The sequence below is a fragment of the Acinetobacter towneri DSM 14962 = CIP 107472 genome (assembly GCF_000368785.1).
In the GTDB taxonomy this organism is placed as follows: domain Bacteria; phylum Pseudomonadota; class Gammaproteobacteria; order Pseudomonadales; family Moraxellaceae; genus Acinetobacter; species Acinetobacter towneri.
Window position 1 is genome coordinate 236,239 of the sequence record NZ_KB849688.1, and the last position, 20,763, is coordinate 257,001.

Consider the following 20,763-nt stretch of genomic DNA (forward strand, 5'->3'; position numbering starts at 1 on the left):
ATTATGGAAAATTTACAGCATCAAAGCGTCGCGTCTGAACGTCGTGTCATGTCACGAATTGATGCTGCCCTGAGAATCAATTACCAGATCATTTCTGACGATGTTGCGCTGAACGACCCTTACGATGCTAATTTTGTTTTACCGCGTTATTTTCTACTACTCGCAGAATTAGATCAATTTGATCATGCATTAAACTACGAATTAGAACAATTAACTGAAAAAGATCAACAAATTGCTCGAATCTTATCCTTATTCAACCAAAAATTAAACCTTATTACAGGGTCTTTATACGATGCAATTGTACAAAGCATGTTACCTATCCCTGAACAGGTCAATTTTTCAGAAAGTGGTTTCAGTTTTTATAGTGAACGTGAATTAAACACGGGCAGTTATATTCATGTCACGCTCAGCCATCCTGAAAACTTTTTCCATATAGCCGCAACCGCGCAAGTGGTTTACAGCCGTGAAGAAGAAAATGGACAATATCGTACTGGGGCGTATTTTATTACTCTACACCCTCAAGATCGCGTCAAACTTGCAGAAGCCGTTGCTTTAAAACAAGCATAATCTAAGAAATAAAATAAATCATTTCTGCATGTTCGCGTATATAAAATCATGTGGATAACGCCATCTTTGCATATCGTTAGGATGGTGTTTTGATTTTCTGAGCCAATGCCCGACTTGCTTTAAGATCACGATAAAAATACAGCACTAAGCCTGACAATAAAACCAAAGCGCCCACAAATACCATGACCGATAAAGCTTCTTGATTGAGTAAAGCACCAATCAACAAAGCAATCATTGGCGTCATGACGGTGGTTAAAGATAAGGTGGTCGCCTGAATATTCTGCAACAATTTAAAATAACAGAACATTGCAATCAAAGAAGCCATGATCACGGTATAAAGTAAAGCTGCGATAGATTTAAGACTCGGCAAACTAGTCGGTACATATTGCCAAATAAACGGCACAATACATAAAGCCGCAATGGTTGATACCAAAATCGAGCCAGTTGCCTGTGCTACAGGTTCAACTTGCGCATTAACTTTTTTCACCCAGAAAATAGACATGGTGTAGGTCAATACACTAAACAGCATTAAAACAATACCCAGAGGATGCACATGCTGTGTTTCGCCGCCAAAGCAGATGATGCCAAGCCCTAAAATGGACACTGTCATTCCGATCCATTGAATACGTGCCAAATGCAACTGAAACACAAAACGACCAATCAAACCTGCTATGATGGGGGTCAGACCAAACATCAGGGCGATAATGCCTGAGCTTAAATAAGCGGTGGCAATGTAGGTGAAAATTTGTGAACCGATCAGACTAAACGAACCTGCCAAATAACTATGCCACGCTTGTAGATGATGTGGAAATTTCACTTTTAACAGCAGCAATAAAATAATAGCTAAGGGCAAAGCAATGAAAAAACGTAGCACCAAAGCCCAAAGCATGTGTAAATCTGACACACTCCAGACAATTGCCAAAGGCGTTGTTGCCCAAATGAAAACCAATAAGGCATAGGTCATCATAATATTGGTTTTAGAAGGCATGCGTGACTCGTATTAAGCAGTTTTACGTTTTTGCTTTTGGATGGTTTGATCCAAACTACTTGAAAACTCACGTTTATCACGTTCTGAAATAGGTGCTGGCCCACCTGTTTGTACGCCTGCACCACGCAAAGTATCCATAAAATCACGCAAATGCAGACGCGCTTTCACATTGGCAACAGTATAAATTTCACCACGTGGATGAATCGCTATTCCGCCCTTTTCAATCACTTGTGCCGCTAGTGGAATATCCTGCGTGATCACAATGTCGTGTTCCTTCATGCGATCTACAATTTCCTGATCGGCGGCATCGGCACCATGCATCACTTGAATAGAGTTAATCCGTACCGAAGGCGTAATCCCGACCGATTGATTGGCAACAAAAGTGACTTCAAGTTGGTAACGATCTGAAGCACGTAAAATGACTTCTCTTAGAATTTTAGGTAATGCATCTGCATCAACCCAAAGTTTAAATGGCAGCACTGTGCAACCCTGATAATAATATGCGACTAGTGTATCAAACTCATTACATTGCAGTATGTTTAAAATGCTCAGAATTGCATGCTAAAGTGTAGATGGATGTGATTTTGTTTCTGCTGCATCGCTGTCCACAATCTGTACAAATGCAGTGGCATTACATGAAATTTCAGCCAAAGACTTGAAAAATCGAAATAACCCTCGATCTAAGAGTAAAGAAAAGAACCCAACATCTCAAAGTGCTTATGAACAATCAAAATAGACCAGAAATCATCCGCATTGAAGATCAGAACTTCGGCAGCCATGTTGAACATTGGAATTTACTCACGGATGAACCCTACACCGAAGTTCCAAAATGGTTAGGACTGGCTCTAGATGCACCAATTATGCCAATGGGTTTATGCCGCCAAGAAGCAGAAATGGATCAAAGCACATGGCTGATTCAAGGCCCAAGCAAAGAGGCAATTCAATTGACACAAGTGATTGCGGTTGAAAATAACAAACCACAAGCTGTAAAAACGGCTTTCCCTTGCTTTGAAAGTCCTTACAAAGTTGAAGCTAAAATTGAACGTATCATTAGCTGCAAATCTAACACTCAAGCGGTGCTTCGACTCAATTTAGGCAACAACAGTATTGTCTATGCTTTTGACAGTTTATACAGCGTCAACCATCAACAATACCAAAAAGATCAAACCTACTGGGTGCATTTAAACGCATGGGCGTATGAACTTGAAGCTGTTGCTGAAGGCGAACAATTGGTGGTCGATGATCCTGCGTCAATTAAACACCATCGTGCGCTGAATGATATTTTAGCAGCCAATGATGGTGTTGCACCTGCCAATCTGCAAGAACAAATTGACGCATGGCAACCTAAGTCCGAAGATGACAAAGCACCTGTAACGGTGGATTTTTCTAAAATGGTCGCATATTTATATGGCGAAAATATCGGTCAGGAAGATGAAGCTTGGTTTCAGGGCAATGTTGTTGGTAAAACCAGTTTTGAATTCATGAATCAAGCCTATACTGTTTATGATGTCACTCTAATTCATGATGAAAATCAGCCTGCGATTTTAATTCGTCTTGCAACTAAAAATCCTGCGCACCAAAACTTTGAAATTGGACAATACATTCGTGGCAATATTTGGATTCAAGCCAATATTCACAATATAAAACAGTAGTTTATTAAAAATAAACCTCAAAGTAGCTGTCTAAATAATAAATTCATATTCATCATCCCCCCATCCTCGCCTTCTCCTCAGGGAGAAGGAACTTTCAATACTTATTTCACTGATGGCTTATAATCAATTTTTGATTGTTAAAAGCGTGCTATTGATAGTATGAATATATTGATGCTTATTTAAGCATTTCAAATTCAAAAAAACGCAGTTATCCACAGCTTTAAATTTATTATAAATTCAAAATCAGCCATATTTTAAATCGAATATGTGGATAAGTTATTTTAAAACCCAAACATCTGCACCAAGCACCGTAGATAATCTGAAAGCCTTGAGTGGTGCGGATTTTAAAAATCAACACAGAATTAATTCATTATTGGCAGATATTATATTTAAAATAAAATTAGTACTTTATTTAATCAATTTTTTATGCTAAAAATATAGCCGTATTTAAATATTTAACGATAAATAGATCATCGGAAAATAATATCTATGAAAATCGTGCAAGAAGAAAACTTACAGCATGTAGAACATCAACTTGAGCAACGCTATCAGCTCGACCCGATGTCTTGCCTATTTTTTGCATTAGGCATGCTGCTCTCCGCCTACGGCTTACACTATTTTGTGTTCTGAGTTTCACTCATCAACAAGCCTCTATGACTTTTCACCTATTTCTATAAAAAAAACCCAGCTAATTCAGCTGGGTTTTTGCTTTTTACTACTATCAATTAACCGTGACGTTTTGCAAAGTCATCCATAAAGTTAACCAAAGCTTGTACGCCATCTAATGGCACTGCATTATAAATACTTGCGCGCATACCACCTACAGAACGGTGACCTGCCAAGTTCAACAAACGGTTTTCTTCAGCTTCTTGCAAGAATTGTTTTTCCAGTGCGGCATCAGCCAAAGTAAACGGAACGTTCATAATTGAACGGTTTGCGCTATAAATTGGATTCGCGTAGAAATCGCTTGAATCGATATAACCGTATAATAATTTCGCTTTTTCTAGGTTAGCTTGATGAATCGCATCTACACCACCGTTTTGCAATAACCACTCAAACACTAAACCAGACAAATACCATGCATAAGTTGCAGGTGTATTCACCATGGAATCATTTTTTGCCTGTGCTGAATATTTCAAAATGCTTGGAATTTCAGGCTTGGCTTGATCAAGCAAATCTTCACGTACAATCACAATGGTTAAGCCTGCTGGGCCAATATTTTTTTGCGCACCTGCATAAATCAGACCAAATTTAGATACATCTAAAGGTGCAGATAAAATGCTTGATGAGAAATCACATACCAACGGTTTGTCTGTTTCTGGAATATTGGCAAACTGCAAACCACCAATTGTTTCGTTATCTGCATAATGCACATAGGCAGCATCGGCAGATAAGTTCCATTGGCTTTGTTCGCTAATGGCATGCTTACCTTCAATCTGAATACCCGCTTCAACGACATGAATATCGCCATAGCGCTGCGCTTCTTTTAAGGCTTTTTCAGACCAAATACCCGTGTGGATATAATCTGCCTTGTTGTTTTTACCCAACAAATTCAATGGAATCGCAGAGAATTGTAGCGATGCACCACCCTGCAAGAACAATACTTTGTAGTTCTCAGGAATATTCATGAGTTTGCGCAGGTCTGCTTCCGCTTTTTCAGCCATGGCAACATAGTCGGCACTACGGTGGCTCATTTCCATGATCGAAAGACCTTTGCCATGCCAGTCAAGCATTTCAGCTTGAGCTTTTTCAAGTACGGCAGTCGGTAATGCTGCAGGACCAGCACAGAAGTTGTACGCGCGCATGATTTTTCCTTTCAGAGTGAAACACAATAAAATGATGGCATTTAACCATATCTGGCAGGGTCTTGCACAAAATTATTTCAATCTATGAGCCAAGATAGAGTCAAAAAATCAATGTAGATTCGAGGGATAAATTTACTAAATCAAAAAAAGAGGTTGAAATGTGTGCGACAATATCTGTCGCAAATTGATCAAAAAAACCACCCACTACTCCTAATTAAATGATATTTTAAATAAATATTAAAGGAGAAATAAACAATGACAACATTCCTCAATCACTTTAAGGTAGATAAAAATTTACTTGAAGTTGACTTCTTTGACCCTAATCTGGAAACAGATACTCGCTTATACATTGATAGTTATTATTTAACTCGTTGTGAGAACATACATTCCAAGTCTGCTCTGACTACTCAGCAAAATTTTATGAAATGTTTAATGGAAGCTCTTAAAGAAAAAGATGAAATTAAAGCAAGAAAATTATGCTCCCATTTTCCTGAGCCCAAATATACTGGCATTGGTGCAACTAAAGAAGGAGTAAATGGCAAAGGATCACACGATATTAAAGTTGAATATATACTCACATGCTTAAAGTCTTCTCAGGCAGCTCAGACAGGCTTATTAGAAGATCTTGAAGAATTAATATTAGTTGCAGATGGTATAGGTCCGGACACTATTTCAGATATAACGACTAGGGTCTGTTGACATTTCATAAATGGCTTGCGCTGTAGGCTAAAACTGAGCAGATCTGGCATGAAACGCAAGGAATAGCGAGATTATTGCTAAGTTTCATAACGCAATCTGAGAAAGTTTTAGCCACAGCCTTTCAGGGCGAGCATATTTTTTGCTGCTATTGCGTTATGTGCCAGTCATTTAAAATGACTAAATTTCCTGTCCCATGCCTTATAGCAGCTAAAAAATATGCGTTGCCGCAAACATAGACGAATTGTCAACAAACCCTAATATTTGCTTTAAACATTTTGCAGAATATACATTAGAACAATGTGAAAAATTAGGTATAGAAACGACTGAAACAAAAGAGGCTATTCATTTCTTTTGTGCAATCGATAACGAATGGAAAAAATCAAAATTTTCACTTCCTCACGCTCCTTGGGGGCCTAATAAAGTTGTTGGACCTGTAATTTTGTTACCTCAAAATATCTTGGAATCTATGATTAGCTATAAAACTAATTATTTTTTCACTAATATTAGACCTCTTGCGAAAGTAAAAAATTGTTTATACTCATCTCATGAAATATGAAAATTTAACAAGATTTAATGATGAAGAATTTAAACGACTTGTTGGAGTTCCTCGTCCATTATTCTTAAAAATGGTATCAGTGTTACAACATGCTGAACTTGCCAAGAAAAAATCTGGAAGACCTCATTCGTTGTGTTTAGAGGATCAATTGTTGTTAACTTTAAATTACTTACGCTGTTATAGAACTCAAATTGAGTTATCCGCCGACTATAACCTAGCTGAAAGTAATGTGAATCGTACGATTCAGAAAGTTGAAAATGCTCTGATTCAATCACGGATTTTCGCATTGCCGAAAAGGAATCAAAAGTTTAATGAGGGGGATTATGTAATCGTTGATGTTACTGAGTCACAGATTGAGCGTCCCAAAAAAACAAAGAAAATTCTATAGTGGTAAAAAGAAGAAACATACGCTAAAAACACAGGTCATTTTTAACCCCCAATTAAAGCAAATTGTAAGTATACAGATTGAAGATGGCAGAAAACACGATCTGAACATTGAGCGTAAGCATTTGAAGGAGATGATTATTTATCCTTATATCATGGCAGATTTAGCCTATAAAGGATTTCATCAGATTAAGAGTAAGTTACTCATTCCAATCAAGAAACCTAACAATTTATCATTACCCCAAATAGCAAAACAGATCAACCAAGAAATCAGTCGGCGTAGGATCACAATTGAACATATCAACGGCAAACTTAAACATTTTCGGATATTAACAGAACGCTATAGAAATAGACGGAAACGATTTGGTCTAAGAATGAATTTAATTGCTGGAATGGTGAATTGGATGCTCTTAAATTAACTTTCGCAAGAGATCTATTGCCACCCCTTTATTTAAAGAAGAAGTTTTACGTAGAGATGCTTCAGCAAGCTTTATTTATTCTTTAAAATCTGGCGAGAAAAGAGTGAATGTAAAAAAATGCGAGAGCAACATCCTGAATTTCGAGGGGGGAAAAAGCAATATGGATGAATTAATCGCAAAAAATCCAAGACTTTTAAAAGAATATAGAGAAAAAGTAGCTAAAAAACGCTATTTAAAAAGAAAAGGTAAAAAAAGAAGATTAGAGGACGCATAAGCGTGCTTTTTATAGACAAATGTACAAGAAACAATACTATAACTTTACACTAGTTCTATCTGCGAACCTTTGATTTATACTAGCGGGATAACATTACCGGCTTTATATCAGTTTAGCGACTTTATGAACTTAAAGAAAAATAAAAGACAGCTTGTCTGGGGTTTAAATCTGCTTGCATCTATGATGTATGGCAGCTTTGCTCATGCACAGAGCATCAGCTTTCAGGATGCTGAACGTCAGTTGTTGCAAAATTCTTATAGCAGCCAAGCCTATCAAAGTCTGGAACAGGCTTCAAAACTTGAAGCTGAAGCAGTAAAAGGCGTAGGTCTGCCACGTGTCGACCTGAATGTTCGTGCCTATGCCTTTCACAGTGAAGTCGATATTCCATTAAAGCAATTTAAAAATAATCTGGAGAATTCACTCTCTCAAGGCGTGAATGGCCGGCTTAATGAGTGGGAGGCCAGTAATGGCGTGGATCTACCTGCAGGTATTACCGATCCACTGCGTGATGGACTTAACAATACTATTCATAGCGGAGTTGGTCTGATTCCGGATACGTCTAATGTCATCCTTGAAGATCAGGTGATTCGCCCCACTGTTTCCGTGATTATGCCAATATATACTGGAGGCCTCACCCGTAGTGCCAAAGAAATTGCCAATATTCAGGTCGGTCGTAGTCAGCTCAGCAACAAACAGCAGCAAGATACGCAGCGTTTTGAACTGATTCAAAGTTATTTTAATGTGCAGCTCCAAAAGCAATTGCATGCAGCTGCGCTGTTTAATCTGAATGCCATGCAGCAGCATTATCGCAATGCCTTAAAAATGGAACAGCAAGGTTTTATCAGTAAAGGCCAGCGTATGCAATTTGAAGTGGCACGTAATAATGCCGAGCGCAGCCAGCAAAATACGCAGGCCAATTTGAATGCTGCGCTGTTCCAGCTGAATAATCTGCTTCAGGAAAGTAGCATCACTGAGCTTTCGACGCCTTTATTTGTCAATAAAACCGAGCCACAGGCCTTAAATCATCTGCTAAAAACTTTTAGTCAGAACTCTGCGCTGATTCAAAAAATGCAGCTGGATACCCAATTGGCCCAAGCCAATGTGAAAGCCCAGCAAGCAGCGAAAAAACCAAATGTATTTGCTTTTGGCGAATATAGTCTGGATCAAAATGAAAACTGGATTGTCGGGGTTGCCGCACGCTATAACCTGTTTTCCGGGATCGATAAAAACAAGAATATTCAGGCTGCCGAACTCAAACGCTCTGCAACAGAACTGCTTACTGCACGCACCCAGCAGGAAATTGAAAATCTGATTTATAAATCTTATAGCGAAGCACTTAGTGCACAGCAAAGTGATGTACTTCTGGCACAAAACTTGAAAGCCGCACAGGAAAATTTACGCATCCAAGAATTGTCTTTTAAAGAAGATACGGGCACCGCCACACAGGTCATCGATGCACAAAATATGCTGAGCGGACTACGAGCTGAAACTGCCTTGAATGCTTACAAATATGTGATGTCACTGGCCACACTATTACAAAGCCATGGCTCGATTGCAGAATTTCCAACCTACATTCAACATGCCAACACCCACTATATTCGCTAATGGAGCCGAACATGAACGAAGATCAAAAACCCAATGATCCTGTGAATGAAGTGGCTTCATCCAGCGATACAGAAAAATCGCCTGCGCAACAGGTAGAAACAAAAACTGAAATAGAAAACAACGCGACGACTTCGACCGAGCAACAACAAGCTCCTGAAATCGCTAAAAAGAAAAAATATTTATTGCTCGCCCTGATTCCAGTTCTGCTGGCAGTCATCGCTTTTGGATTGTGGAAAAGCTACCAACCGGCTCCGCTTGAATTGCAGGGTCGTGTAGAAGCTGAAACAGTTCAGGTGGCGACCAAAGTGCCAAGCCGTATTGAAGAAATCTATGTAGAAGAAGGTCAGCGGGTCAAAAAAGGCGATGTACTGGTGCGCTTAAACAGCCCGGAAATTCAGGCCAAAAAACAGCAAGCCGCAGCGGCTTTACAATCTGCGCTGGCCTTACAATCGACTGCTGAACGTGGCTCGCAGGAAGAAAATATCGCCAGTCTGTATGCCAACTGGCAATCGCTGAAAGCACAGCAAAATTTAGCCAAAGTTTCTTATGAGCGTGGTGCAAATTTATTGAAGGAAGGTGTGATTTCACGCCAGCGCCGTGATGAATTGTATGCAGCCAGTCAATCAGCGGCGCAAATGACAGAAGCAGCGTATCAGCAATACGCACGTGCCAAACGTGGCAGCACCTTGCAGCAAAAGAGTTCTGCCGATGCACAAGTAGATATTGCCCAGGCTGCGCTGGATGAAGCCAATGCTTTAGAAGCAGAAACCCAATTAGTAGCACCTGTAAACGGAACGGTGTCTAAAACCTATGGCAAAGTCTCGGAGCTGGTAGCCACCGCAGTCCCTGTGGTCAGCCTGATTGAAGATCAAATGTGGGTGAGCCTGAATATTCGTGAAGACCAATATGCCCCATTTCAGAAAATGAGCAGTATTGAAGGTTATATTCCCGCCCTAGATAAAACCGCCACTTTTCAAATTAGACAGATCAGTGCTGAAGGTGAATTTGCCACCATTAAGACCACACGTCAAACCGGCGGTTATGATGTGCGCAGTTTTAAGCTGCATCTTGTACCCACACCAGCGATTTCTGAACTGAAAGTCGGGATGAGCGTGTTATTTAAACTGAAAGAGACCCGATAATGTGGACGGGTATATGGCGCGAACTGCGCTATCTGCTCAGCGAAAAATGGGATCTGTGTCTGGTCACGCTGGCACCTGCACTGGTGATTATTTTATTCAGCAGCATGTTTGCTCAAGGGAAATCGGATCATTTACCGATTGCGATTATTGATCAAGACCAGAGTGCGCTGAGTCAAAGCATTTATCAACATGTGGCGCTGAATCATACTCTTAAAATTGCTACGGTGTCGGAACAAACAGCTGAAATTGAGCGCCTGTTAAATCAAAATAAAATTTGGGGTTATATCCATATTCCAAGCGGTGCCGAGCAACGTCTGGTTCGTGCCCAGGATGCTGACATCAGTATTGCTTTTAACCAGAGTTATTTCAGTATTGGAAATACCATTTCCTCGGCCATGCTGGTCAGTACCCTACAAGCACTCGCTGAATTTAGCGGACAGCAATATCTGGGCAACCGACTCCCCTCTCTCGAAGCACCGTCACCGCATATTAAAATATCTCCGCTGTATAATCCGCAGCTGAATTATGAATTCTATCTGGAACCCTATGTCATTCCGGCAATTCTGCATTTACTGCTGTGTTGTTGTGTGGCATTTTCCGTCGGTCAGGAACTGAAGCGGCAGACCTTAACAAGCTGGATTAGCAACTCATCCATCTGGATGGCATTGCTGTCTAAGAACCTGATCTATGTGGCTATTTTTAGTCTATGGACCTGGATCTGGATGTTCTGGCTGATTGAAATTCGCGGCTGGTTTGTTGCCGGCTCGCTCGCTCTGATTCTATCGGCACAATTTCTGCTATATAGCGCTTATGCATTTTTAAGCAGTGCAGTGGTTCTGGCAACCAAAGATTTAAGTAAATCTTTTGGCATCATTGCGGTCTATGGTGGTTCATCTTTAAGTTTTGCCGGTGTGACTTTACCTTTAAATAATGCGCCCCTATTCACCCAGTTCTGGTCCAATATTATTCCGTTTACGCCCTATGCCAAATTACAAACTGAACAATGGGTGATTGGTAGTCCATTGCATATTTCACTGCAAGCTGGATTCATGCTGCTGATCTATGCCCTAGTTTACGCTCTGCTGGCTTATCTGTTTCTTAAAAAAATAGTTAAAGGAGCAGTCCAATGAAATCCCTCTGGTTTTACTATCTGCAAAGCTTTAAGGATATTGTCAGTCACGGCACGATCTTTACCACGCTTATTCTATCCGTCTTGTTTTACAGCTTTTTTTATCCAACCGCTTATCAGGCACAGCAGGCTGAAGCCTTACCGATTATTATTGTCGATGAAGAACAAAGTAACTTAAGCACCCGTATTATTGGTCAAGTGGCACAAAGCCCCAATGTGGAGATTGAGGCGATTACCGGCAATTTTTCCGAGGCCAAACAATGGGTGGAATCACAAAAAGCCGATGGTATTTTACTTCTGCCGGACAATTTATCGCAAAGCTTAAGGCATGGTGAAACAGGTGGCATTGGCCTGTATTTAAGTACAGCCAACTTTTTAGTAACCAGACAAATTGGTCTGGGCTTAGCCACATCAGTTGAGCAAACTTTGGCAGATTACACTGAACGCTTTGGCAAGGTCTCGGATTTTTCACCTGCCCTTTCTGTGCATCAAATTCCTTTATTTAATCCGCTGTCTGGCTATGGCAGCTATGTCTTTCCTGCGGTAGCACCTTTAATTATCCACCAAACCATTCTTTTGGGTTTGAGTATGCTGATTTTGGTATATCGGGAAAGAAAAATAGAATTAAACACAAATGCATTGATTGGGATGTGTTTAGCGGTCTTCACCATTGGTTGTCTGGGATGTTTCTATTTATTCGGCTTTAGCTTCTGGCTATTTGATTATCCGCGCGGTGGCAACCTGCTCGGGATGCTGCTGGCTGTTGCGGTTTTTATCTACACGATAATTGGCATGACCTGCTTATTTGCTAGTTTTCTGGATCTGCCGGAACGTGCGGGGCATGTCATTGTATTCACTTCTATTCCACTGTTCTTTTTATCTGGTGCGGCCTGGCCGCATGCTGCCATGCCCACCTGGATGCAAGTCGTTGGCGAAATCCTGCCCTCTACCCAAATTGTGCAGATGTTTATTCAACTCAATCAGATGGGTGTGCCTACAACACTGATCTTGCCTAAATTGCTCTATCTTGGAATGATCGGTAGCTTGTGCTTTTTTTTGGCTTATCGACGTTTAATTTCTGGTCATCAAAGCAGATAGAGCATTATAGCAATGCTCCTATTCCACTTATTTACCCGATTCGCCAAAGACTTGAATATTGAAATTACGAATCTTGTTGCTACCATTCGGCTTGTCAAAACTAACATCATACTGAACCAGATTTTCCGGATAGGCAATTTCATAGCTGACCTTATATTGCCCAAGCTGATTGGTTGCTTCTTCAATCTCTTTGGTCATTAAAGTCTTAGACTTGTATTCACCTTGAGGAATTGAACGTGAAAAGCGTTTTATCAGCTTTTCATTGTCCTTAAACTGGGTTTGCAACTGCGGCTCTAACTGATCCAAAAACTCGTCATACTTCCCATCACGCAAATCCTCATAGGCTAGCTGTGCCGCCTTTTCCTGTTCAGGACTCGGATCTGGAATATTGTCCATTGAATTACAGCCACTCAATGCAACCGCTGCTGCCAACAACATTAATTTGGTTTTCATCGCTTACCCTTATGCAGTCAACGTTTATAAAAAAGGACGCCGAAGCGCCCTTTTTATCAGTAAAAAACTTATTCTTCTACTGAATTTTCACCGTCTTTTTCCACTTGCTCAGTTTCAGCAACTGCATCCGTTTCAGCCACTAAAGATTCTGCACCTTCAATCGCTTCAACAAACTCGTCTTCTTCAACAGCTTCAATCGCTTCTACACCCACCAATGTTTCGTTTTCACCTAAGCGGATTAAACGCACACCTTGTGCATTACGACCTGTTTGTGCCACTTCAGAAGCGCGAGTACGCACTAATGTACCGCCATCAGAAATCAGCATCAGCTCTTTGCTTTCATCAATCGCAACTGCACCGACCAATTCACCATTACGTTCAGAGGTCTTAATGGCAATCACGCCTTTACCGCCACGTTTTTTGGTTGGGAAGTCATCTACAGGTGTACGCTTACCATAACCATTCGCCGAAGCACACAAAACTTCGCCTGTTTCTGGTACTACAACTAGCGATACGATACGGCTGATGAGTGCTGAATCTGAACTGTCTTCATCATCGCCATCGACTTCTACATCTTCGACATCTTCAACTTGTGCTGAACCGAAGCTGACACGCATACCACGTACGCCTTTGGCCGCACGACCCATTGAACGTACATCGGTTTCAGCAAAACGAATCGCTTTACCTTCATTGGAGAACAACATAATTTGCTGTTCGCCATCGGTAATTGCAACACCAATTAAAGTGTCTTCTTCATTCAATTCAATGGCACGTAAACCATTCGAACGTACGTTACTGAATTGTTCCAATTCAACACGTTTCACTGTACCTGATGCCGTTGCCATAAAGACATAAAAGTTTTTACGCAAGGCTTCTGCTTGTGATGCAAATTCTGCAATGATCTCATCGTCTAAATCGGTTGCAGAAAGCTCTACACCCAATTGTTTCAATTGCACACGCAATGCATCAGATAAATCATCACCATCTGCTAATTCAGCAAAGGCAGCTTCTAATTCTGCATAATGTGCAGCAATGATTGCGTTGGTTTGTATATGTGTAGCATTGGCTTTTACATAGCTACGGAAGTCTGCCAAACGCTCGGTAAATTTCTTCGGTGCATCAATGACAGGTAAAATCGCGGTGATGGTTTCGTTCGCATCTAACGGCAACAAGTTCACCATTGGACGACCTTTCGCACCACGCGATGCCTGTGGCACTTCAAACACTTTCAGACGGTACACTTTACCCACATCGGTAAAGCACAGCACCGTTGCATGGTTAGATGTCACGATTAAATGCTGCACATAATCATCTTCTTTCATCGACGTTGCAGATTTACCACGACCACCACGACGCTGCGCTGCGTAATCTGACAATGGTTGAGTTTTTGCATAACCTGTTTGTGATACTGTCAGTACCACTTGTTCTTCTGGGATTAAATCTTCACGCGAGAAATCAATGCGAGATTCTACAATTTCAGTACGACGTGCATCGCCATATTGCTGTAAAACTTGCGCCAACTCTTCACGAATCACGCCCATCAACAAATTAAAGTCATTCAAAATTGCAGTTAATTCAGCAATTTGTGCCAAAATTTCAGAATATTCTGCATGTAACTTGTCTTGTTCTAGACCTGTTAAACGATGCAAACGTAATTCTAAAATTGCGGTCACTTGCGCAGGTGATAAACGATAGACCTGACCATCTAAACCAAACGGGCGGTTAGGGTCTTCGCCTTCAATTTCATCTGGACGTACAGAAACTGAACCTGCTTTTTCCAATAACGCAACTACACCACCTGCTGCCCACTCGCCTGCCTGTAAACGCTCACGCGCTTCGGCTGGGTTGGTAGAAGATTTAATCGTTTCGATGATGGCATCAATATTGGCCAACGCAACGGTTAAGCCTTCTAAGATGTGTCCACGTTCACGCGCTTTACGCAACTCGAACATGGTACGGCGGGTCACTACTTCTTGGCGGTGACGAATAAATGCCGCAATAATATCTTTCAGGTTCATCAATTTTGGCTGACCATTGTCTAGGCAGACCATGTTGATGCTGAATGAGTTTTCTAACTGCGTATTTAAGAACAGGTTATTCACAATCACTTCAGCGTTTTCACCACGCTTCAGATCAATTGCAATACGCATCCCTTCTTTATCAGACTCATCACGTAATTCTGAAATACCTTCGAGTTTCTTCTCTTTCACCAGTTCAGCAATACGCTCAATGGTTTTGGCTTTGTTGACCTGATAAGGGATTTCAGTAAAGACGATGGTGGTACGACCAGATTTTTGATCTTCTTCAAAATGGTACTTACCACGAATATGCAAACGGCCTTTACCTGTACGGTAAGCATCAACAATGCCTGATTTACCGTAAATAATACCGCCTGTAGGGAAGTCTGGACCTGTGATATGTTCCATCAACCCTTCAATTGAAATATTTGGGTTGTCTGCATAAGCCAAACATGCATGCACCACTTCAGTCATGTTGTGCGGTGCCATATTGGTCGCCATACCTACAGCAATACCTGCAGCACCATTGACCAATAGGTTTGGAATACGAGTAGGCATCACTTGAGGAATACGCTCAGAGCCGTCGTAGTTATCTTCCCAATCGACAGTGTCCTTTTCTAAATCGGCCAACAGTTCATGAGTAAGTTTGCGCATACGGACTTCGGTATAACGCATGGCTGCGGCACTATCGCCATCAATCGAACCGAAGTTACCCTGACCATCGACCAATTGATAACGCAAACTGAAATCTTGCGCCATACGAACAATTGTTTCGTAAACTGCAGAATCACCGTGAGGGTGATATTTACCGATGACGTCACCGACTACACGGGCAGACTTTTTGTAAGCTTTGTTGTAGTCATTGCCCAATTCGTGCATTGCGAATAGCACACGACGATGCACAGGTTTTAGACCATCTCGTACATCTGGCAGCGCACGTGACACAATCACGCTCATCGCATAGTCTAAATACGAGTGCTTGAGTTCATCCTCAATGGCAATCGGTCTAATTTCCGATACGCTCATGCATACTCCTTATTCTGCAAACAAATTTTGCTTGCATTTTATATGTCGTAAAACTTGCAAATGATTAGCCTGAAATGCAGGCTAAAAATAAAAACTAGCGAAAAATTATAGCATATACGCCTGTGTTTTTGTGCTTTAGAGATGATCTTAATCTTGTTAATTTACTTAAATTTAACGGTGATTTTTTAGGCAAAAAAATATTCACACCCAAGAAACAAAAGTGCGTCATATTTTTAAGAGTCACGTCAAAATATCTTCAACATATACTTGCTCGATATGTACCCACATATACGCTAAGTTCACATAATGTACTTAAAACCAATCACTGCATCTAAATTAAAAAAGACAATAAAAAACGCCCCTATGCTATTCACATAGAGGCGTTTTTGACTGTGTTCAGTAATTAGATTTTAGATACTAACTCTGGAACAACAGTGTTCAAGTCACCCACTAACCAGTAGTCAGCTACTGCGTTGATTGGCGCTTCTTCGTCTTTGTTGATCGCAACGATCACTTTAGAGTCTTTCATACCTGCCAAGTGCTGAATCGCACCAGAGATACCTACAGCGATGTACAAATCAGGTGCAACGATTTTACCTGTTTGACCTACTTGCATGTCGTTTGGTACGAAGCCTGCATCTACTGCTGCACGTGAAGCACCTTGTGCTGCACCAAGTTTGTCTGCTAATGGATCAAGTACTTTGTGATAGTTCTCACCAGAACCTACACCACGACCACCAGAAACTACAATACGAGCTGCTGTTAATTCTGGACGCTCTGATTTCACAATTTCTTCAGAGACGAACTTAGAAATACCAGCATCACCTGTCACAGTAGCAGCTTCAACCGCAGCCGAACCACCTTCTGCAGCCACTGGGTCAAATGCTGTACCACGTACAGTACCCACCACAATCGCCTCTGAAGATTCTACAGTTGCAATCGCGTTACCTGCATAAATTGGACGCTTGAATGTCTTTGCAGAATCTACAGCGACGATGTCTGTGATCATACTAACATCAAGAAGCGCAGCTGCACGCGGTAAAATGTTTTTACCTGTTGTTGTAGAAGCAGCAAGGATATGGCTATAACCTTTGCCTAATTCTGCAACAAGTTTTGCTACGTTTTCAGCCAATTGGTTTGCATAAGCCGCATCGTCAGCAAGTAATACTTTGCTTACGCCTGCAACTTTAGCTGCTTGGTCTGCAACTGCTTGTGCACCAGAACCCGCAACCAATACAGTGATATCACCACCGATTTTTTGAGCTGCAGCAACAACGTTTAATGTTGCACCATTTAGTGCTTTATTGTCGTGCTCAGCGATAACTAAAATACTCATGATTTTTATCCTTCTGTATTAGATCACTTTCGCTTCGTTTTTCAATTTATCTACAAGTTCGTCTACAGATTTCACTTGTACGCCCGCTTTACGCTCAGCAGGTGCTTCAACTTTTACAGTTTTCAGCTTAGAACCTGTTGCAACGCCATAATCTGCAGGAGATTTGGTGTCTAGCGGTTTTTTACGTGCTTTCATGATGTTTGGAAGTGCCGCATAACGTGGCTCATTCAAACGTAAGTCAGTGGTGATGATTGCAGGAAGTGCAAGCTCAACAGTTTGTAAACCACCGTCAATTTCACGTGTTACCTGAACTTTGTCGCCATCTACTTTTACTTCTGAAGCAAAAGTACCCTGACCTGCACCAAGTAAAGCGCCTAGCATTTGACCAACTTGGTTAGAGTCGTCATCAATAGCTTGCTTACCCAATAAAATAAGTTGTGGTTGTTCTTGTTCAACAACACCTTTTAAGATTTTAGCCACTTCAAGTGCACCAATCTCATCGGCTGTTTCAACCAAAATACCACGGTCTGCACCAAGCGCCATTGCAGAACGAATTTGTTCCTGCGCTTCTTTAGGACCAATGGATACCACTACGATTTCTGAAACAGTTCCTTTTTCTTTTAAACGAACCGCTTCTTCCACTGCGATTTCACAGAATGGGTTAATTGACATCTTAACGTTAGTTAGGTCAACTCCACTATTATCCGGCTTAACGCGAACTTTAACGTTGGCATCTACCACACGTTTTACAGCAACAAGAGCCTTCATGTAATCCTCGGCTGTTTTAGCAAAAGTAAATATTGAGAAAAGTTAATAATAACTCTTCGCTTTAAATTTTTTAGGTGTCCTATCTTGCTATGTGATCGGCATTTCGGTCAAGTCAGAATTGTCTAAACAAGGCTAAAAATGCCGAAAATTAACTGAACGATGCGTTCATACTTTTTTATTTCTAAAAATTAACAAACCAAGCGACGATTATATAAGCAATTTTAAGCTTTGATTTATATTATGTTTTTTATTTATTTCCCTCATCAACAAGATTGATTGAAATGCAATTCAAATTGAGTTCCGCCTACAATTTAAGCAAAGTTCCTTACATAAAACCCCATAATCTGACTGTCATTAAAGATAGAAAACTTTATTTTTTGCAGTATTTTTTCAGATATAAATGCTCTTTTAAAATGTGACTGCTGGTTCACAAAACTGTATTCAGCAGTTTATTGGGTATGAAATAAACAATCTGTTTTATTTTGATGGATATTTATGCGCTTTCACCACGCCACCTCCCTGATAAAGGGCATAAAAAAAACTCAGCTCAAACTTGCTGAGTTTCTAAAAAGTCACGGTGGATATGACTTAAATCTATCAACTCATAGGCCTGTAAATTAAAAATTTCCCAAACTGCAATAAAATCTTCTTTTACATCTATTTTACTACCAGCGGATGAGCGTGCTTGCCACTGCTGATCTGAAATCCATAAATAGCTTTGTTGCGTTTGCGGATGAATCGCCTGCATTTTACCTTCGGCATTAATACCCTGCACTAAACAATCGGCAGGTAGTTCTTGCTCGATCATCGGCAAGCTTATTTCGACAAAATGTTTCACTTGACGCAAGCCATAACCTGCAAAAATTTCTTTTTGGCTTGGGCTTAATTGTTCATATTTTTCTTGAAGATTCGAAATCATGGTTTTGCCTATCATTTGATATCCAAAGTGTTATGCAGTGGAACAAAAAATAATGTCATCCATGTCTATTATTCGTGTGACCCACTCTTTCTGCTTCTTTATACTGCATAACGCACTTTTTTATTATTCTACAATAGTTGCAATGACATCTTGGTGAAAGCGCTTTTACTTAAAGTATTAAGTACAGCACAAAGGCTTTACAACTGACTGTGAGAAAAATATTTGCAGTATGAAATAGCTATATTTTAACTTGCAAAAATAATGCCGACTTTAGGTAAAGCTTTACTTTTTACTCGCACGTGGATGTGCCTGATCATAAACTCGCGCTAACTGATCAAAATCGACATGGGTATAAATTTGCGTGGTGCTTAAATTGCTATGCCCAAGCATTTCTTGGACTGCACGTATATCCCCACTATTCGACAGCATGTGACTTGCAAAACAATGTCGCAATAAGTGCGGATGCAAATCGACATTAACGCCCGCACGCTGCGCCTGAAACTTCACCCGATTTTCAATTTGGCGTGCTTTTAAGGGTTCACCTTTTTGAGTAATAAACAATGCTGCATCGGGTACAAAATCGCCCTGCCATAAAGGGTAAATCTGCAGCCATTGCATCACCGCATCTTTGGCTTTGCGACCAAAAGGCACTATACGGGTTTTATTGCCTTTACCCGTAATGCGCAGCAATTGACGGTTAAAATCTAAATCGCGGATACGTAAACTTTGTACCTCTGCTAGGCGCAAACCACTCGAATAGAGCAATTCTAAAATCGCTTTATCGCGTCGCCACATTTGTTGTTGTACTTCAGTTTCAGGTTCAGGCTGATCCAAAATTTGATGAATCGTTTCAATATCAATCAAACCCGGCAAAGGTCGTGGCTGACGTTTTAGCTGAAAATTATCAATTGGATTAAATTGTAAATACTGCCCTTGCTCGGCCCATTTCATAAACTGACGAATCGCTGACAACATGCGCTGTAAACTGCTGCTATTTAACTGTTGCTGTTCTACTTTTTGCGCTAAATAATGGCGCAAATCTGCAGCCTCTACATCATATAAGGCAAGTTGTTGTTGCTCACAAAAGCTAAAAAAATCGTTTAAATCGCGTGCGTAGGCTTTTAACGTATGCGGTGACTGCTGTTGTATTTCTCGTTCTTTGAGCCACATCTTTAATAGTTGCTGCGGATCGTACATTAGTCACGCTCCGATTGCTGAACTGCGGCAAACTGAGATAAATAAGCAGCAATGTGTTCAGCCGCCTGATCTGCATGTGTTTCTAAAAACAAATGATCACCATCATGCACAATTTTTAATACGGCTTGTGGAAATTGTTGTTGTAAAAACTCACCTACCGCCAGTGGACTTATCGGGTCTTGATCACCCCATAACAACAAAATAGGCATGTTGATTTTAGCAAAGTCTACCGTGTAATCGGCCTTTGCCTCTACAAACCAGTCAGGATAATTTAAATCACTTGCTTGATAGTCTTGTCGCCAATCTTGCACCTGAAAACTGCTTAAATCCATGCCACCAGATGTTGCAACCAATACTAATCCTTTGACTTTTTCTGGATATTGCAACGCGGCAGCAACTGCAAAAATACCACCCATCGACTGTGCAATGATAATGCAATCATCTGGGATATTCGCCAACACATAAGCCTGCAAACTTGCAAAATCATGTACATGTGAATGTGCAGGTTGATGATTAAATTCAGGATAAGCCACAATTTTTACAGCATTCTGCCACGGCAATTTTTCAATTTTTTCGATTAGCGGATGAAAAAATGCGGTATTGCCTGAAGCGCCAGGTAAAAAAATCAGTTGCGGCATAATGAGTAGAAGTTTTTAGAGTGACATTCAGTACAGCATACCTGATCCGTGCTGCAAGATACAAAAAAGCACCATTCGTTTTGAAAAGTG

Annotated in this window: 20 protein-coding genes; 10 read left to right on the forward strand and 10 right to left on the reverse strand. The window is 40.7% G+C overall.

What is annotated here, in order from left to right; all coding sequences use genetic code 11:
- Positions 1-3 precede the first annotated feature (3 nt).
- Positions 4-567, forward strand: coding sequence for a PilZ domain-containing protein (locus F947_RS02670; RefSeq protein ID WP_004971830.1), 564 nt, complete (start codon positions 4-6; stop codon positions 565-567).
- Between the two features lie 76 nt (positions 568-643).
- On the opposite strand, the gene F947_RS02675 is transcribed toward F947_RS02670, so the two are convergent.
- Together F947_RS02675 and F947_RS02680 are read right to left on the reverse strand one after the other, a co-directional pair.
- On the reverse strand, positions 644-1,555 hold the full coding sequence (locus tag F947_RS02675; protein ID WP_004971834.1) for a DMT family transporter: 912 nt from the start codon (positions 1,553-1,555) through the stop codon (positions 644-646).
- Between the two features lie 12 nt (positions 1,556-1,567).
- The gene (locus F947_RS02680; RefSeq protein ID WP_004971836.1) at positions 1,568-2,035 is read right to left on the reverse strand and encodes a YaiI/YqxD family protein; all 468 of its coding nucleotides are present in this window, start codon (positions 2,033-2,035) and stop codon (positions 1,568-1,570) included.
- A gap of 239 nt (positions 2,036-2,274) precedes the next feature.
- Here F947_RS02680 and F947_RS02685 point away from each other — a divergent pair, with 239 nt between their 5' ends.
- Complete coding sequence (locus tag F947_RS02685; RefSeq protein WP_004971838.1) at positions 2,275-3,207, forward strand: hypothetical protein; 933 nt, start codon at positions 2,275-2,277, stop codon at positions 3,205-3,207.
- Positions 3,208-3,696: 489 nt separating this feature from the next.
- The gene (locus F947_RS14680) at positions 3,697-3,837 is read left to right on the forward strand and encodes a hypothetical protein (protein WP_004971840.1); all 141 of its coding nucleotides are present in this window, start codon (positions 3,697-3,699) and stop codon (positions 3,835-3,837) included.
- Between the two features lie 95 nt (positions 3,838-3,932).
- Here the strand turns inward: F947_RS14680 and serC are convergent, their stop codons facing one another.
- Positions 3,933-5,012, reverse strand: coding sequence for a 3-phosphoserine/phosphohydroxythreonine transaminase (gene serC / locus F947_RS02690; protein WP_004971842.1), 1,080 nt, complete (start codon positions 5,010-5,012; stop codon positions 3,933-3,935).
- A 255-nt stretch (positions 5,013-5,267) separates the two neighbouring features.
- On the opposite strand from serC, the gene F947_RS02695 reads away from it, so the two are divergent.
- From F947_RS02695 to F947_RS02730, 7 genes are all read left to right on the forward strand, one after another.
- Positions 5,268-5,711 (forward strand): hypothetical protein, encoded by a 444-nt coding sequence (locus F947_RS02695; RefSeq protein ID WP_004971845.1) that lies wholly within the window; start codon positions 5,268-5,270, stop codon positions 5,709-5,711.
- Between the two features lie 241 nt (positions 5,712-5,952).
- On the forward strand, positions 5,953-6,267 hold the full coding sequence (locus tag F947_RS02700) for a hypothetical protein (protein WP_035310653.1): 315 nt from the start codon (positions 5,953-5,955) through the stop codon (positions 6,265-6,267).
- Positions 6,257-7,070, forward strand: a protein-coding gene (locus tag F947_RS14165) for an IS5 family transposase (RefSeq protein WP_099046173.1) whose coding sequence is annotated in 2 segments (ribosomal slippage) — positions 6,257-6,643 and positions 6,645-7,070 — 813 coding nt in all. Because the reading frame shifts where the segments join, the coding sequence is not laid out codon by codon here. The genes F947_RS02700 and F947_RS14165 overlap by 11 nt, the downstream gene beginning before the upstream one ends.
- 397 nt (positions 7,071-7,467) lie before the next feature.
- Positions 7,468-8,949 carry a TolC family protein gene (locus F947_RS02715; RefSeq protein ID WP_004971852.1) on the forward strand — a complete coding sequence of 494 codons (1,482 nt, stop codon included), beginning with the start codon at positions 7,468-7,470 and terminating at the stop codon, positions 8,947-8,949.
- Positions 8,950-8,960: 11 nt separating this feature from the next.
- Positions 8,961-10,091, forward strand: a complete 1,131-nt coding sequence (locus tag F947_RS02720; protein ID WP_004971853.1) for an HlyD family secretion protein — start codon at positions 8,961-8,963, stop codon at positions 10,089-10,091.
- Positions 10,091-11,221, forward strand: coding sequence for an ABC transporter permease (locus F947_RS02725; protein WP_004971855.1), 1,131 nt, complete (start codon positions 10,091-10,093; stop codon positions 11,219-11,221). The genes F947_RS02720 and F947_RS02725 overlap by 1 nt, the downstream gene beginning before the upstream one ends.
- Entirely contained in the window at positions 11,218-12,318 is a 1,101-nt protein-coding gene (locus F947_RS02730) for an ABC transporter permease (RefSeq protein ID WP_004971859.1), read from the forward strand. The genes F947_RS02725 and F947_RS02730 overlap by 4 nt, the downstream gene beginning before the upstream one ends.
- Positions 12,319-12,345: 27 nt before the next feature.
- Here the strand turns inward: F947_RS02730 and F947_RS02735 are convergent, their stop codons facing one another.
- The 7 genes from F947_RS02735 to F947_RS02765 all read right to left on the reverse strand — a co-directional run bounded on the left by F947_RS02735 (position 12,346) and on the right by F947_RS02765 (position 20,673).
- A complete protein-coding gene (locus F947_RS02735) occupies positions 12,346-12,771 on the reverse strand; it encodes a hypothetical protein (RefSeq protein WP_004971862.1) in 426 nt (141 codons plus the stop codon).
- 68 nt (positions 12,772-12,839) lie between these two features.
- Complete coding sequence (gene gyrA, locus F947_RS02740) at positions 12,840-15,815, reverse strand: DNA gyrase subunit A (RefSeq protein ID WP_004971864.1); 2,976 nt, start codon at positions 15,813-15,815, stop codon at positions 12,840-12,842.
- 403 nt (positions 15,816-16,218) lie between these two features.
- Positions 16,219-17,151, reverse strand: coding sequence for an electron transfer flavoprotein subunit alpha/FixB family protein (locus F947_RS02745; RefSeq protein WP_004971866.1), 933 nt, complete (start codon positions 17,149-17,151; stop codon positions 16,219-16,221).
- Between the two features lie 18 nt (positions 17,152-17,169).
- The gene (locus F947_RS02750) at positions 17,170-17,919 is read right to left on the reverse strand and encodes an electron transfer flavoprotein subunit beta/FixA family protein (RefSeq protein ID WP_004971869.1); all 750 of its coding nucleotides are present in this window, start codon (positions 17,917-17,919) and stop codon (positions 17,170-17,172) included.
- Positions 17,920-18,466: 547 nt separating this feature from the next.
- Complete coding sequence (locus tag F947_RS02755) at positions 18,467-18,838, reverse strand: hypothetical protein (RefSeq protein ID WP_004971871.1); 372 nt, start codon at positions 18,836-18,838, stop codon at positions 18,467-18,469.
- Between the two features lie 282 nt (positions 18,839-19,120).
- A complete protein-coding gene (xerA, locus tag F947_RS02760; RefSeq protein ID WP_004971874.1) occupies positions 19,121-20,035 on the reverse strand; it encodes a site-specific tyrosine recombinase/integron integrase in 915 nt (304 codons plus the stop codon).
- The gene (locus F947_RS02765; RefSeq protein ID WP_004971877.1) at positions 20,035-20,673 is read right to left on the reverse strand and encodes an alpha/beta fold hydrolase; all 639 of its coding nucleotides are present in this window, start codon (positions 20,671-20,673) and stop codon (positions 20,035-20,037) included. The genes xerA and F947_RS02765 overlap by 1 nt, the downstream gene beginning before the upstream one ends.
- Positions 20,674-20,763: the final 90 nt, after the last annotated feature.

Coding starts and splice junctions, on each gene's coding strand:
- F947_RS02670 (WP_004971830.1), top strand. CDS start 4: ATGGAAAATTTACAGCATCAAAGCGTCGCGTCTGAACGTCGTGTCATG.
- F947_RS02675 (WP_004971834.1), bottom strand. CDS start 1,555: ATGCCTTCTAAAACCAATATTATGATGACCTATGCCTTATTGGTTTTC.
- F947_RS02685 (WP_004971838.1), top strand. CDS start 2,275: ATGAACAATCAAAATAGACCAGAAATCATCCGCATTGAAGATCAGAAC.
- F947_RS14680 (WP_004971840.1), top strand. CDS start 3,697: ATGAAAATCGTGCAAGAAGAAAACTTACAGCATGTAGAACATCAACTT.
- serC (WP_004971842.1), bottom strand. CDS start 5,012: ATGCGCGCGTACAACTTCTGTGCTGGTCCTGCAGCATTACCGACTGCC.
- F947_RS02695 (WP_004971845.1), top strand. CDS start 5,268: ATGACAACATTCCTCAATCACTTTAAGGTAGATAAAAATTTACTTGAA.
- F947_RS02715 (WP_004971852.1), top strand. CDS start 7,468: ATGAACTTAAAGAAAAATAAAAGACAGCTTGTCTGGGGTTTAAATCTG.
- F947_RS02720 (WP_004971853.1), top strand. CDS start 8,961: ATGAACGAAGATCAAAAACCCAATGATCCTGTGAATGAAGTGGCTTCA.
- F947_RS02725 (WP_004971855.1), top strand. CDS start 10,091: ATGTGGACGGGTATATGGCGCGAACTGCGCTATCTGCTCAGCGAAAAA.
- F947_RS02730 (WP_004971859.1), top strand. CDS start 11,218: ATGAAATCCCTCTGGTTTTACTATCTGCAAAGCTTTAAGGATATTGTC.
- F947_RS02735 (WP_004971862.1), bottom strand. CDS start 12,771: ATGAAAACCAAATTAATGTTGTTGGCAGCAGCGGTTGCATTGAGTGGC.
- gyrA (WP_004971864.1), bottom strand. CDS start 15,815: ATGAGCGTATCGGAAATTAGACCGATTGCCATTGAGGATGAACTCAAG.
- F947_RS02745 (WP_004971866.1), bottom strand. CDS start 17,151: ATGAGTATTTTAGTTATCGCTGAGCACGACAATAAAGCACTAAATGGT.
- F947_RS02750 (WP_004971869.1), bottom strand. CDS start 17,919: ATGAAGGCTCTTGTTGCTGTAAAACGTGTGGTAGATGCCAACGTTAAA.
- F947_RS02755 (WP_004971871.1), bottom strand. CDS start 18,838: ATGATTTCGAATCTTCAAGAAAAATATGAACAATTAAGCCCAAGCCAA.
- xerA (WP_004971874.1), bottom strand. CDS start 20,035: ATGTACGATCCGCAGCAACTATTAAAGATGTGGCTCAAAGAACGAGAA.
- F947_RS02765 (WP_004971877.1), bottom strand. CDS start 20,673: ATGCCGCAACTGATTTTTTTACCTGGCGCTTCAGGCAATACCGCATTT.